This window comes from Marinomonas sp. SBI8L (assembly GCF_001624705.1).
GTDB lineage: Bacteria > Pseudomonadota > Gammaproteobacteria > Pseudomonadales > Marinomonadaceae > Marinomonas.
This window is the reverse complement of sequence record NZ_JSEO01000009.1, coordinates 15,062-28,412: the sequence shown is the minus strand read 5'-3', so window position 1 is coordinate 28,412 and position 13,351 is coordinate 15,062. Positions and strand designations below refer to the sequence as shown.

Here is a 13,351-nt window from a genome sequence, read left to right as displayed (position 1 = left end):
AGCTCAAATGGATTAACCGAAATCGTGGTTAATTAGATCTAGCATAGGGTTATAAACCGGCTCATCAGGGCTATTTTCTCGCTCATTATTCGTGCTAGTTGATTCTGTGCTAGTGTCACTATTGTAAGTACTCACTTCTTCCTTAGGCTTTTCTTTACTGGTAAAGCATTCTTTTTCTAACCAATCTAGGCTAGCCTGAGTTTGATGTAAGCTTAGATTTACTGCAAACCAATGTTGGGCATCTTCAGCAAGACTCAGTAAATTACCTGGTATCAAGCCATGTAAATGGGCCGCACGATATGTCTGCCACTGACTAGCTGTTATTGGACTATTACTGCGTACCCATAAGCTATGTCCGCCTTTATTAATAACAGCAGATAGATGCCCAGGTTTTAACCTCTCTAAGGCTGATTTCATTTTCTCAGCATTGGCCCAAATGGCCCGAGACATGGCGGCAAAAGCTTTTACAGGAGATTGGCTTAACAAAGGGATCAAGGCCAGCTGTAAGTCTTCTCCCGGGCATAAACCAGCCACAGACAAAGCTTGGGCTAATGGTTTCTCATAACGCCCTACTTGTAACCAGGCAATACTCGGCAAAGCATTATGTAGACCTTCAAACCCACCTATGTATACAACCAAACCCGTTTGATCTAATGATTTTAAGCTCATAACAGCTTGTGGTCTATTCGGTAAATGTGAGCATAAATCCCATTCAATAATTGGTAATTCGTGCTTCTCAATCAGCGCATACCAGCGTCGTAAGCTAAGGTTACTGATTGCTTGCCCTGCTGGAAAAGAAAACTGGCTAGGGAAGAGTAGTAATTTAATCTCATCTTGTTCGATGATTTTATCAACCACATCAAGGTCTACTCCTCTTTCCCCTGCATTTAGGCACACGGCCTCACGACCTAGGGCTTGGACTGTATTCCTTAATCTATAATCACATGGAGTCAGAATAAGTACCTTGTCGCCCACTTGAGTAAGCGATTGCAGACTTTGAATCAGTAACTGGCTTGGGTTATTCGCTAACCAAAGTTGATCTAACTTGGTTTGAACACCAAGCTGCTCTAGGTAATGGCTTAGCGCCTGACGAACTGGCGTTTCACCCTGAGGATGATGAACACTTAGATTGTGAGGGTTAAGAGAGAAGATATCTTGCTCTAACAGTTCGCTAGTCTGACAAATCAGCGCTTTCTGATAACTCACTTGCTCTTCTAATGAGATAGAATCTTTATTATTTAAGTAATGTGGATGATCTGCAGCTAACATAATAGCGGGACGAACCTGGCTTTGGTGGCAAACGAAATAACCAGATTTAGGGCGAGATTCAATCCAACCCTGCTGGCTTAGTAACTCATACCCATGAATTACTGTATTCAGGCTCATTCCCTGCTCTTTTGCCAATTTTCTCAAGGATGGCATCTTATCGCCAGCCGTTAACTTACCTTGCTCTACTTGATCTTGAAACCAATCCACTAGTCCTTGATAAAGAAATTCAGCCACGGCTTTGTACCTTTTAAAATATTATTTAATAAAACTGTATCTAAAAGACTAGGAAAAACCAAGTAATGCCTGCTGGAATCAAGCAATATTTCTATTTAAACCTTTAGAGACAAATTAGATAGCGCCAGATAGATTCAAACTAGGTTACAATTTTATCTCAGCTTTTGTTTTTTTTAAGGACAGCTTTTCATTCATCATGATGCCATTTGACCCAATCAGCATACGTCAGCAGTTCCCTATTCTGTCTCAATTAGCCCATGGCCATCCCTTGGTTTATTTAGATAATGCCGCGACTACGCAAAAGCCAGAGCCGGTGCTAAATGCCATCATGAATTATTATCAAACCAGTAATGCTAATGTGCATCGTGGTTCTCACTTTTTAAGTGATAAAGCGACTAATGCTTTTGAGCAGGCAAGACAGACACTAGCTGATTTCATACAAGCACCTGAAAACAGCCATGTGATCTGGTGCAAAGGCGCTACCGAAGCCATTAATCAGGTCGCTTATGGCTTAGAGTCACAATTAAAGGCGGGTGATGAAATCCTTATCTCTAGTTTAGAGCACCACGCGAATCTGGTCCCTTGGCAACAACTTGCACTTAGAACTGGGGCGATACTACGTTCAATTCCATTTACCTCAGATGCCGAGTGGGAAGCTGAATATGCCCACTATTTTAGCGATAAAACCAAAATACTAGCCTGTACTCAAATCTCCAATGCTATCGGCGTAAAACTTCCCTTAGAGCAACTCATTCAAGAAGCGAAAAGAGTCGGCGCATTAACCTTAATTGATGGAGCCCAAGCGGTTGCTCATTACCCTGTAGATGTGGCCCAACTAGATTGTGACTTTTACGTTTTCTCAGGCCATAAAATGTACGCACCGACTGGCATTGGTGTGCTGTATGGCAAAACCACAGCACTAGAAAAGCTGACACCTCTGCAAACAGGAGGTGAGATGGTATTAAAAGTAAGCTTGCTCGAAACTGAATTTAACCAACTGCCCTATCGTCTAGAAGCCGGTACGCCTCATATTGAAGGTGTAATAGGGCTCGCTTCTGCTTGTGAGTTTCTGATGCAACAAGATAGACAGGCCATATTGGATTGGGAGATTAGCTTAGCCAATCGTGTCAGACGAATTTTAATGAATGAGGCTGACATTAAAGTCTATTCACCCTCTAACAGCACCCTTGTTTCATTCTCCGTTAAAAATATTAACGTGACGGACCTGAACGCCTTTTTAGACAGTAAAGGAGTAGGCATTCGTTCTGGTAGCCATTGTGCCCATCCATTAATGGCGCAACTCGGCGTAAGTGGCACCTTAAGGGCTTCTTTTGCATGTTATAACAATGAAAGAGATGCTGATCACTTTGTCGCGACTCTTTTAGATGCCATAGATTTATTGGCTGATTAAGACTTAGTAAATTGATATATAAAGAATTTTGGACTTTTAAGTGAACACAAGCGAAATTAAAGATACTTTCAGACAGTGCCAATCTAAGGAAGAGAGCTTTAGAGCATTAGTCAAAATAAGCAAAACATTAGCTCGTTTAGATACAGATTTAAAATCTAATCATAACACGGTTACAGGCTGCGAAAGTCAAGTTTGGCTAACGGCAGAAAAAGATAAGGTGACGGGCCTTTGGCACTTTCAGGCAGACAGTGATGCCAAACTCATTCGTGGCTTTTTAGCCATCATTTTAGCCTATGTGGAAGGATTAAATTCCAAACAAATTCAACAGCTTGATCTTCTCTCTCAGCTTAATAATTTAAACTTAGAAGCTTATCTCACCAGCTCTCGTAACAATGGCATTCTAGCCATAATTACGAGAATAAAAGAACTAACACAATAATCAGCATTAACTTTGTCGTGCAAGTTCATCCGCTTGCTTTGCCAGCTTCTCTAATACTCGACTAGCAGCAACAAAACCAAAGGTTGCAGTGACCATGGTACAAGCACCAAAGCCTGAGTCACAATCCATTTTTTCACCTGTTTGAGCCTTGCTTCTATCCGTACTGACACTGCCATCTGTGGCGGGATATCTTAGCTGCTCAGTGGAATAGACACACTCAATATCAAAACGTCGTTTGGTATTACGAGTAAAATTATAATGACGGCGTAAAAAGTTTCTTAGTTTGGCCGCAAGAGGGTCTTGCTCAGTTCTCGCAAGGTCGGCAATTTGCACTTGAGTCGGATCGATCTGCCCACCAGCACCACCAACAGTAATAAGTTTAACCTTGTTACGCTTGCACCAGGCAACCATAGCGGCCTTTGGCTTAATACTGTCTATGGCATCTATCACATAGTCATAATCACGCCCTAGGTGCTCCTGGACGCTATCAGGGGTAACGAAGTCTTCTATCACATCAACTTGGCAATCAGGGTTAATCAGCTTGATCCTTTGTGACATTGCATCGACTTTAGCAGCGCCAATATTGCCATCCAGGGCATGTATTTGACGATTCACATTGGTGATACAAACATCATCCATATCTATGAGTGTAATTCGGCCTATGCCGGATCTTGCTAATGCTTCAGCAGCCCAAGTACCAACACCGCCAATACCAACAACACAAACATGTGCTTGAGTAAAATACTGATAAGCATTCACACCATATAAACGCCTAATACCACCAAACCTTTGTTCCACGCTCACAAACCAACCCCAAACTAAACACTTATCTCAACAATAGGATCGCAACTTATTGCTAACTTGCTTAAAATGGAATTTTACGCAATTTTACCGCGCAATCACAGCGAGCTTTTAGCTTTATGGAAGATGAATAAATATGATTCAGCAAGCTTTTGATCAATTAGGCTTAAGCCCTAGAGAAACCCTGTTATATCAGACCTTATTACAACTCGGGCCTGCTTCTATCAGAGATATCGCAGATAAGAGTGGCATTAACCGTGGCTCAGCCTATGAATCATTAAAGCAATTACAAGCTAAAGGCGTTGTGAGCTACTTCCCAAAAGGAAAACGCCGCTTCTTTAGTGCTGAAAATCCTGAAATTCTCTTAAAACTCGCTGAAGAAAAGCGAACAAACCTTGATAAAGCAATAGACTCCTTAAAGCATTCAATCATCCCCAACTTGCATCAAATGCAACCGGATTACCACCAAACCAATGTACGATATTATGAAGGTGATGAAGGGATTGAATGGGTACTGAGGGATATTCTTAATGTGGTTTCAGAGCAAGAAAACAAAGAGAAAGAGTATTGTGTATTTTCCTCTAAGCCTATTCGTCCTTTTTTGTACCGCCCTTTTCCTAACTTTACTAAACAAAGAATTAAGCTAGGCATCAAGGTAAATGTTATTGCGATTGGAGATGGTGGTGAGGATGCAGAGTTGTCTGAACGTAAATGGATACGTACAGAAGGCGCGGTTGATGCCAGCTATATTGCTATCTATCCACCTAAGTGTGCCATTATCTCTTTAGCCAGTGATAACTTCCCATCAGCTGTTGTACTCGAGTCAAAAGACATCGCCATGGCTCAGCAAATTATCTTTAATACCCTGTGGGGCTTACTCTAGCTCAGGGCAATTTATAGATATAAAAAAGCCCCGTTTACCTAAGTAAGCGGGGCTTTTTTGACTCTTTTACGTTATCAGTTACTTCGAGCGAAGTTGACTAATAGTACGTAGTCGAGCAACGGCTTCTGCTAGTTGAGCGGTAGCACGAGAGAAATCAATATCTGAATTCTGTTGATCCAGTAATTCCTCTGCATGTTTCTTCGCTTCTAGAGCAGCCGCTTCGTCCAGATCATGGGCACGAATAGCGGTGTCTGCCAAGACGGTTACACGGTGTGGTTGCACTTCAAGGAAACCACCCGATACGAAGATAATCTCTTCTTCACCGTTTTGTTTAACCACGCGAACAGGGCCTGGAAGCAGTGGAGTCAGTAATGGTGCATGACCAGGTTTAATACCTAGATCACCAAAACTACCGGCTGCCACAAGAGTCTCTACCGATCCAGAGAAAATCTCTTGCTCAGCGCTTACGATATCGCAGTGAACTGTGATAGCCATAAGATGCCTCTCTATGTCAGGCTTAACCAACAGCAATGACGCTGTCGGTTATGCATGGTTAAATTTTCTTAGCTTTCTCGACAGCTTCGTCGATGCTACCAATCATGTAGAACGCTTGTTCTGGCAATTCGTCGAACTCGCCATCAAGGATGCCTTTAAAGCCACGGATTGTATCTTTCAAAGAAACATACTTACCTGGCGCACCAGTGAAGACTTCAGCTACGAAGAATGGCTGAGACATGAAACGTTGGATCTTACGTGAACGGTTTACAGATAGCTTATCTTCTTCAGAAAGCTCGTCCATACCCAAGATCGCAATGATGTCTTTTAATTCTTTATAACGCTGTAATACAGTTTGAACGCCACGAGCTACATCGTAGTGTTCTTGACCGATTACTAGAGGATCCAACTGACGAGATGTAGAGTCTAGAGGATCGATCGCTGGGTAGATACCCAAAGAAGCGATGTCACGAGACAATACTACAGTCGCATCCAAGTGCGAGAATGTTGTTGCTGGAGACGGGTCAGTCAAGTCATCCGCAGGTACGTATACCGCTTGGATAGATGTGATAGAACCAGTCTTAGTAGATGTGATACGTTCTTGAAGAACACCCATCTCTTCAGCAAGAGTTGGCTGGTAACCTACCGCAGAAGGCATACGACCCAACAATGCAGATACTTCAGTACCCGCCAATGTGTAACGGTAGATGTTATCTACGAAGAAAAGTACGTCACGACCTTCGTCACGGAACTTCTCTGCCATAGTCAAACCAGTCAAAGCAACACGTAGACGGTTACCTGGTGGCTCATTCATCTGACCGTATACTAGAGATACTTTATCGATTACGTTCGAATCAGTCATCTCATGGTAGAAGTCATTACCTTCACGAGTACGCTCACCAACACCAGCGAATACAGAGTAACCACTGTGCTCGATAGCGATGTTACGGATAAGTTCCATCATGTTTACGGTTTTACCTACACCGGCACCACCAAACAGACCAACTTTACCACCTTTCGCAAACGGACATACAAGGTCGATTACCTTGATACCTGTTTCCAAAAGTGCGTTATCAGAAGATTGTTCCGCATAGCTTGGAGCTTCACGGTGGATAGCCCAACGCTCTTCTTCGCCAATTGGACCTTTTTCATCAATCGGATTACCTAGAACGTCCATAATACGTCCTAGTGTTTTGGTACCAACTGGAACAGATACTGGGTTGTTTGTATTTTCTACAACCAAACCACGTTTCATACCTTCAGTTGAACCCATGGCGATAGCACGTACAATGCCGTCACCTAGTTGCTGTTGAACTTCCAACACCAACTCTTTACCCTCGATCGTTAGGGCATCATATACTTTTGGCACACTATCACGTGGAAATTCCACGTCGATTACCGCGCCGATAATCTGTACGATTTGTCCGCTACTCATGTTCGGATCCTCTTAATACCTAAATACCTTAAACCGCTGCCGCGCCGCTTACAATCTCAGAAATTTCCTGAGTGATCGCTGCCTGACGAGCCTTGTTGTACACCAACTGTAATTCATTAATGATATCACCAGCGTTGTCAGTCGCGTTTTTCATGGCAAGCATACGAGCTGCTTGTTCACACGCAATGTTTTCAACTACAGACTGATATACTTGAGATTCAATATAACGAACTAATAAATCGTTCAAAATCTCAACAGCTTCTGGTTCGTAAATGTAATCCCAGTGGTGCTGTAACTCTGCATTCTCTTCCGCATTTAGAGGTAAAAGCTGCTCGACACGTGGTTTCTGAGTCATGGTATTCACGAACTCGTTTGAAACTACATAAAGACGATCAATTTTGCCTTCATCAAATGCGTCCAGCATCACCTTCACACTACCTACTAGGTTTTCTGCTTCAGGTGCGTCACCTAATCCGGTAACGGCTGCTGTAACGTTTCCGCCGTAATTATTGAAGAAAGAAACAGCTTTAGAGCCAACAGCACAGACATCGATTTCGATTCCGTCGTTAGCAAACTGTTCCATATCTTTAATGGTTTTCTTGAACACGTTAACGTTCAAACCACCACATAATCCACGGTCAGAAGAGACTACGATATAACCAACACGCTTCGCCTCACGCTCGGTAAGGTAACGGTGTTTATACTCAGGATTCGCATTAGCCAAATGGCCAATTACTTGGCGAATTCGTTCCGCATACGGACGAGAAGCGGCCATACGATCCTGAGCTTTACGCGTTTTACTTGCAGCTACTTTTTCCATAGCGCGAGTAATTTTACGCGTATTGTTAATGCTCGAAATCTGAGTACGTATCTCTTTTCCGACTGCCATAATGAACTGCCCTTGTGAGAATGTTAATTCACAAACTGCAAATAGAGACTGGTGGAGGCTACTTGCGTAGCTTCCACCAACTTATTACCAAGTTTGTGTCGCTTTAAACTTCTCGATTGCCGCTTTAAAAGTCGCTTCAATCTCGCCGTTATAATTGCCAGTTTTGTTAATGTCAGCCATAAGATCAGCGTGTTCGCTGTTCATGTAGCTAAGCAAAGACTGTTCAAAACTACCAATCTTGTTTGTTTCAACATCTTCAAGGAAGCCATCGTTGGCAGCGTAAAGGATTACGCCCATATCAGCTATAGACATAGGGCTAAACTGCTTCTGTTTCATCAGTTCAGTAACCTGTTTACCGTGCTCTAGCTGTTTACGAGTAGCTTCATCAAGGTCAGATGCGAACTGAGCGAAAGCCGCCAATTCACGATACTGAGCTAGGGCAAGACGGATACCGCCACCTAGTTTCTTGATGATTTTAGTTTGTGCAGCACCACCAACACGGGATACAGAGATACCCGCGTTCATTGCAGGACGAATACCTGCGTTGAACAAGCTTGTTTCCAAGAAAATCTGACCATCAGTGATGGAGATTACGTTGGTTGGTACGAATGCTGATACGTCACCACCTTGAGTCTCGATGATGGGTAGCGCAGTCAAAGAACCTGTCTTACCTTTCACTTCACCATTGGTGAATTTCTCAACGTAGTCTGTGTTTACACGAGACGCACGCTCAAGAAGACGAGAGTGAAGATAGAATACGTCACCTGGGTACGCTTCACGACCTGGTGGACGACGTAGTAGCAATGAAATTTGACGGTAAGCCCAAGCTTGTTTAGTCAAATCATCATAAATAATTAGGGCATCTTCACCGCGGTCACGGAAGTACTCACCCATTGTGCAACCAGTGTATGGTGCAAGGTAAAGCATAGAAGCAGGATCAGAAGCACCAGCTGAAACAACTGTTGTGTACTCTAATGCGCCGTTTTCTTCTAGCTTTTGTACTACGTTAGCGATAGTAGATTGCTTTTGACCAATGGCTACATACACACACTTAATACCACTGCCTTTTTGAGCAATGATTGTATCGATAGCGAGTGCTGTTTTACCAACCTGACGGTCACCGATGATCAACTCACGCTGACCACGACCAACAGGAACCATTGCGTCAATTGCTTTATAACCAGTTTGGATAGGCTGGTCTACTGATTGACGTTCGATTACACCAGGTGCAACCTTTTCAACCGCATCAGTAAGCTGTGCATTTACAGGACCTTTGCCGTCGATTGGGTTACCCAATGCGTCAACAACACGACCTAGTAGTTCTGGACCGATTGGAACTTCCAAAATACGACCAGTACACTTAACTTTTTGACCTTCGACTAGATTTTGGTAGCCGCCTAATACTACAGCACCTACAGAGTCACGCTCTAGGTTCAATGCCATACCATAAACACCACCAGGGAATTCGATCATTTCCCCGTACATTACATCAGCCAGACCGTGAATCAATACGATACCGTCTGCTACGCTGACAATTGTGCCCTCATTTTGGGCTTCAGAAGTCACATCAAGGTTCTCGATGCGCTTCTTGATAATCTCGCTGATCTCAGATGGATTCAGTTGCTGCATGCTAAATTCCTCAACCCTGGTTTCGATTTATCGAAACGCTAGGAGTTTATCGCCTCGGCCAGTTTCGCAAGTTTCCCGCGAACTGATCCGTCGATGATTAAATCGCCTGTACGGATAACCACGCCACCGATAAGGCTTGCGTCTGTTTCAGTCGCCAAGTTGACGGTACGGTCCAACTTTTTGCTCAATGAAGCACTGATTGCTTGCTCTTGTTCAGCTGAAAGTTCGTAAGCTGACGTCATATTAACGTCGACTGCTTTTTCGAAGTTCAGTTTGAACTGATTAAACAATTCGGAAATTGCTACCAACAAAGTTAGGCGGCCATTTTCCGACAATGATTTCACAAAGTTTTTACCTTGATCTGTCATCACTTCATTGCAAACATCTGCCAACGCGTTTGCTTTTTCTTCAGCACTAAAAGCAGGATTTTGCACTGCCTGTGCTAATGTCGTGTCACTCGCAGCGGTAGCCAATACGCTAAGCATATTGGCCCATTCTGCTACTTGACCTTGCTCACGAGCAACTTCAAACGCAGCTTTGGCATACGGGCGAGCGACTGTCATTAATTCAGCCATTGGACCCTCGCTTAAAGCTCTTGTGCTAGTTTTTCAACTAGTTCGCTGTGGGCTTTCTCGTCAACACTGGCACCCAAAATCTTCTCAGCACCGATAAGAGCAAGTTGAGAAACTTGAGCGCGTAGTGCTTCTTTAGCACGAACAACGTCTTGTTCAATCTCAGAATTTGCTGCATCGCGCAAACGTTGGCCATCAGCCAATGCTTGTTCTTTTGCTTCGTCAATAATTTGGTTAGCCCGTTTGTTGGCTTGTTCAATAATTTCGGCCGCTTGTTCCTTGCTCTCACGTAAAGTATGAGTGGCTTTTTCTTGAGCCAACTCTAAATCACGTGAAGCACGGTTAGCTGCTTCTAAACCATCTGCAATTTTTGCACTACGCTCTTCAAGCGCAGCAATTACTGGTGGCCACACATACTTCATGCAGAACCAGACAAAAAAGGCAAACGAGATAGCTTGGCCTATAAGTGTGAGATTTAAGTTCACGCTAATATCCTCGCTCTAAGTCGTTTAAAAAATTCTTGCAAAAAAAGCAAAAACTTAGCCAGCAACCTGAGCAACGAATGGGTTTGCGAAAGTGAAGAACAACGCAATACCTACACCGATCATAGTTACGGCATCAAGAAGACCCGCTACGATGAACATTTTAACTTGCAACATTGGAACCATCTCAGGTTGACGCGCAGCGCCTTCCAAGAATTTACCACCAAGTAGACCGAAACCAATCGCAGTACCTAGGGCACCTAGACCGATAAGAAGGGCTACAGCAATCGCAGTAAGACCAACTACAGTTTCCATTTTAACTCCTAATTTTCATAGTTTTAGATTGAAGGTTTAAAAAAACTTTATATAACTCTGTGCTCGTTTTACACCAAGATCTTAGTGATCTTCGTGTGCCATACTTAGGTATACAATTGTTAGCATCATGAAGATGAATGCTTGCAATACGATTACCAAGATATGGAAAATTGCCCATGGGACAGATAATGCCCACTGTACCCAGAACGGTAGAATAGCGATCAAGATAAAGATCAACTCACCTGCGTACAGGTTACCGAAAAGTCGCAATGCTAGGGAAATTGGCTTAGCAATAAGACCAACACCTTCTAGTAATAAGTTGAATGGAATCATCCACTTACCGAAAGGCTGTAAGGTTAGCTCACCAATAAATCCAGAAATACCTTTCACCTTGATGCTGTAGAAAACAATCAAGAAGAAGACAGAGAAGGCCATACCTAGCGTCGCATTCATGTCTGTTGTCGGTACCACTTTAAAGTAAGGAATACCAGCAAGAGAGGCTAGTGTAGGCAAGAAGTCTACAGGTATTAAGTCCATGAGGTTCATCAAGAACACCCAGACAAATATCGTCAATGCTAATGGAGCAACAACTTTGCTCTTACCATGGAAGGTTTCTTTGACACTACCGTCAACGAACTCAACCATAAGTTCTACAAAGTTTTGCAAACCTGAAGGAGTCTCAGCAGATGCCTTCTTAGCTGCTTTTCTAAATAGCCAAATGAACAACAAACCCAGCGCAATGGAGAAACCCATTGTATCTAGGTGAATTGCCCAAAAGCCCATGTCGGCTGCTTCTGCTGCACCATGGGCAATACCCCATGTTCCATCAGGATGTTGACCAAAGGTCAAATTCTGAAGGTGATGCTGAATATATTCAGAAGCTGTTGGATTTTCACTTGCCATATTATCTATCCACGCTCTTTAATGATTAAAAACTGTCATCCAATTGTCCTTAGTGCTTGAGGACAAAAGGGCTAAGCCAATGGCTTAAAACTGTCATACCAAAACCTGCAAAGAAGTAACCTGCGGCTAATGGTTTTACTAGGCTAAAAATCAGGCTCATCATGATTGCAGTGATGATTAACTTGCCAGCTTCGCCTTTGTAAAAAGATTTCGCGATCTCTTGAGCCGGTCTAACCTTTTTACTTCCAAATACTCTAAACGCCATATAGGCACTTGGTATTACACTTGCGATAGCGCCTAAAAAAAATGAGTAGGCAGATAACTCACTATTCGCAAAGTAAATAACCACTGAAACAGCACACGCCGCTAAAAACTGAAAAAAGACAAAGCGGTAGACTGCTGTTTTTTTCGCTTTAATAAGTTCTTTAGAACTTAGTGGCTTACTCTGTGTCATCGGTACCAAATCTCTAAATTTTGCCGCTAAACAAACCGAATAATTACCAGCTTATTTAACAAACTCAAATACTTAATTTGAATCTACAAAATACCCTAGAGGTTAAAAATTCGACGCATTATAGGGGGAATATGTGGCGCGTTCAACACTATAGGGCTATTCATGTCGATGATTCTTAAGTTTTATGGAAAAAATGCACAAAAAAAACGCATATGAGGCCCTTAGTTGGCCTCAAATAGTTCACTTAACAGCAATTCCAAGTGCTCAGGGTTACGGTATTCAATTACCAATTTCCCTTTACCTTTCGGGTTTTGTTGAATCTTCACCGCCGCATTAATTTTCTGGCTAATGTTTTCTTCCCTTTGGCTGAAATCAGGGAGACTGACGCTTTCTTGATCAGTGTTTTGCGATTTAAACTGAATCGCCTTCACTAAGCGCTCAGTTTCCCTAACAGACATGCTTTTTGTAACCACTTGAGAGGCAGCATGAATCTGTTCGTCATGCTCAAGAGGCAGTAAAGCACGAGCATGACCCATTTCTAGGTCACCATGCTCTAGTAGGCGTCTTACTTCTGGGGTTAGGCTCAATAGTCGCAATAAATTCGCCACTGCTGAACGGGATTTACCAACAGTTTCAGCGACCTCTTGTTGAGTCAATTCAAACTCTTCAATTAAACGTTGTAAAGCAATGGCTTCTTCTACTGGATTAAGATCTTCGCGTTGAATGTTTTCAATGAGAGCTAAGACAACCGCGTCAGAATCTTCCACATGACGCACAATAACTGGAACTTTTGATAATTCGGCGATTTTAGCAGCGCGCCAGCGCCTTTCACCGGCAATAATTTCATATTTACCGCTTTCTATTGGACGAACAACAATAGGCTGCATTATCCCTTGCTGTTTGATAGAAATAGCCAATTCATCAAGTTGAACTGAGTTCATATCACGACGAGGTTGAAACTTACCTTTGCAGAGTAAGTCATGATCTAGATAGGTAAGCCCTGTCAGCTGCTCTACCACCTCATCTGTTTGCTCTTCATTAGCAACAACCTGAGGTGCTAATAAGGCATCTAAGCCTCTACCTAAACCACGTTTTTTTACCGTCATCTTCTAACCCTTTTTACAAGTAATACTCTTGTTA

At 42.9% G+C, this 13,351-nt stretch carries 15 protein-coding genes; 3 read left to right on the top strand and 12 right to left on the bottom strand.

Going from position 1 to position 13,351, the window contains the following annotated elements; translation table 11 throughout:
* Positions 1-12: 12 nt before the first annotated feature.
* Positions 13-1,503, bottom strand: a complete 1,491-nt coding sequence (locus tag OA91_RS14285; protein ID WP_063338980.1) for an aminotransferase-like domain-containing protein — start codon at positions 1,501-1,503, stop codon at positions 13-15.
* A 196-nt stretch (positions 1,504-1,699) separates the two neighbouring features.
* On the opposite strand from OA91_RS14285, the gene OA91_RS14280 reads away from it, so the two are divergent.
* Both OA91_RS14280 and OA91_RS14275 read left to right on the top strand, forming a co-directional pair.
* A complete protein-coding gene (locus OA91_RS14280; protein WP_063338979.1) occupies positions 1,700-2,914 on the top strand; it encodes an aminotransferase class V-fold PLP-dependent enzyme in 1,215 nt (404 codons plus the stop codon).
* 40 nt (positions 2,915-2,954) lie between these two features.
* A complete protein-coding gene (locus tag OA91_RS14275) occupies positions 2,955-3,353 on the top strand; it encodes a SufE family protein (RefSeq protein WP_063338978.1) in 399 nt (132 codons plus the stop codon).
* Between the two features lie 6 nt (positions 3,354-3,359).
* On the opposite strand, the gene tcdA is transcribed toward OA91_RS14275, so the two are convergent.
* The gene (gene tcdA / locus OA91_RS14270; protein ID WP_063338977.1) at positions 3,360-4,157 is read right to left on the bottom strand and encodes a tRNA cyclic N6-threonylcarbamoyladenosine(37) synthase TcdA; all 798 of its coding nucleotides are present in this window, start codon (positions 4,155-4,157) and stop codon (positions 3,360-3,362) included.
* Between the two features lie 133 nt (positions 4,158-4,290).
* Between tcdA and OA91_RS14265 the strand changes: the two genes are divergently transcribed.
* Positions 4,291-5,037 carry a TrmB family transcriptional regulator gene (locus tag OA91_RS14265; protein ID WP_046015412.1) on the top strand — a complete coding sequence of 249 codons (747 nt, stop codon included), beginning with the start codon at positions 4,291-4,293 and terminating at the stop codon, positions 5,035-5,037.
* Between the two features lie 78 nt (positions 5,038-5,115).
* Here OA91_RS14265 and OA91_RS14260 read toward each other — a convergent pair whose 3' ends face one another.
* The 10 genes from OA91_RS14260 to OA91_RS14215 form a co-directional block, all read right to left on the bottom strand.
* Entirely contained in the window at positions 5,116-5,532 is a 417-nt protein-coding gene (locus OA91_RS14260; RefSeq protein WP_046015413.1) for a F0F1 ATP synthase subunit epsilon, read from the bottom strand.
* A 58-nt stretch (positions 5,533-5,590) separates the two neighbouring features.
* Positions 5,591-6,967: a F0F1 ATP synthase subunit beta gene (gene atpD / locus OA91_RS14255; protein ID WP_046015414.1), complete on the bottom strand. Its 1,377-nt coding sequence runs from the start codon at positions 6,965-6,967 to the stop codon at positions 5,591-5,593.
* A gap of 28 nt (positions 6,968-6,995) precedes the next feature.
* Positions 6,996-7,856, bottom strand: coding sequence for a F0F1 ATP synthase subunit gamma (gene atpG, locus OA91_RS14250; protein ID WP_046015415.1), 861 nt, complete (start codon positions 7,854-7,856; stop codon positions 6,996-6,998).
* Positions 7,857-7,940: 84 nt separating this feature from the next.
* A complete protein-coding gene (gene atpA, locus OA91_RS14245) occupies positions 7,941-9,485 on the bottom strand; it encodes a F0F1 ATP synthase subunit alpha (RefSeq protein WP_063338976.1) in 1,545 nt (514 codons plus the stop codon).
* A gap of 38 nt (positions 9,486-9,523) precedes the next feature.
* The gene (locus OA91_RS14240) at positions 9,524-10,060 is read right to left on the bottom strand and encodes a F0F1 ATP synthase subunit delta (RefSeq protein WP_046015417.1); all 537 of its coding nucleotides are present in this window, start codon (positions 10,058-10,060) and stop codon (positions 9,524-9,526) included.
* 11 nt (positions 10,061-10,071) lie between these two features.
* Complete coding sequence (locus OA91_RS14235; protein ID WP_046015418.1) at positions 10,072-10,542, bottom strand: F0F1 ATP synthase subunit B; 471 nt, start codon at positions 10,540-10,542, stop codon at positions 10,072-10,074.
* A 54-nt stretch (positions 10,543-10,596) separates the two neighbouring features.
* The gene (gene atpE / locus OA91_RS14230; protein ID WP_009834415.1) at positions 10,597-10,854 is read right to left on the bottom strand and encodes a F0F1 ATP synthase subunit C; all 258 of its coding nucleotides are present in this window, start codon (positions 10,852-10,854) and stop codon (positions 10,597-10,599) included.
* Between the two features lie 81 nt (positions 10,855-10,935).
* Complete coding sequence (gene atpB, locus OA91_RS14225; protein ID WP_063338975.1) at positions 10,936-11,757, bottom strand: F0F1 ATP synthase subunit A; 822 nt, start codon at positions 11,755-11,757, stop codon at positions 10,936-10,938.
* Between the two features lie 49 nt (positions 11,758-11,806).
* Positions 11,807-12,211, bottom strand: a complete 405-nt coding sequence (locus tag OA91_RS14220; RefSeq protein WP_063338974.1) for an ATP synthase subunit I — start codon at positions 12,209-12,211, stop codon at positions 11,807-11,809.
* A 221-nt stretch (positions 12,212-12,432) separates the two neighbouring features.
* Entirely contained in the window at positions 12,433-13,317 is an 885-nt protein-coding gene (locus OA91_RS14215) for a ParB/RepB/Spo0J family partition protein (RefSeq protein WP_063338973.1), read from the bottom strand.
* Positions 13,318-13,351: the final 34 nt, after the last annotated feature.

Excerpts from the sequence above, each read along its gene's own strand:
- OA91_RS14265 (WP_046015412.1), top strand. The coding sequence starts at position 4,291 with ATGATTCAGCAAGCTTTTGATCAATTAGGCTTAAGCCCTAGAGAAACC.
- OA91_RS14280 (WP_063338979.1), top strand. The coding sequence starts at position 1,700 with ATGATGCCATTTGACCCAATCAGCATACGTCAGCAGTTCCCTATTCTG.
- OA91_RS14215 (WP_063338973.1), bottom strand. The coding sequence starts at position 13,317 with ATGACGGTAAAAAAACGTGGTTTAGGTAGAGGCTTAGATGCCTTATTA.
- atpA (WP_063338976.1), bottom strand. The coding sequence starts at position 9,485 with ATGCAGCAACTGAATCCATCTGAGATCAGCGAGATTATCAAGAAGCGC.
- atpG (WP_046015415.1), bottom strand. The coding sequence starts at position 7,856 with ATGGCAGTCGGAAAAGAGATACGTACTCAGATTTCGAGCATTAACAAT.
- atpD (WP_046015414.1), bottom strand. The coding sequence starts at position 6,967 with ATGAGTAGCGGACAAATCGTACAGATTATCGGCGCGGTAATCGACGTG.
- atpB (WP_063338975.1), bottom strand. The coding sequence starts at position 11,757 with ATGGCAAGTGAAAATCCAACAGCTTCTGAATATATTCAGCATCACCTT.
- OA91_RS14260 (WP_046015413.1), bottom strand. The coding sequence starts at position 5,532 with ATGGCTATCACAGTTCACTGCGATATCGTAAGCGCTGAGCAAGAGATT.
- OA91_RS14240 (WP_046015417.1), bottom strand. The coding sequence starts at position 10,060 with ATGGCTGAATTAATGACAGTCGCTCGCCCGTATGCCAAAGCTGCGTTT.
- OA91_RS14220 (WP_063338974.1), bottom strand. The coding sequence starts at position 12,211 with ATGACACAGAGTAAGCCACTAAGTTCTAAAGAACTTATTAAAGCGAAA.
- atpE (WP_009834415.1), bottom strand. The coding sequence starts at position 10,854 with ATGGAAACTGTAGTTGGTCTTACTGCGATTGCTGTAGCCCTTCTTATC.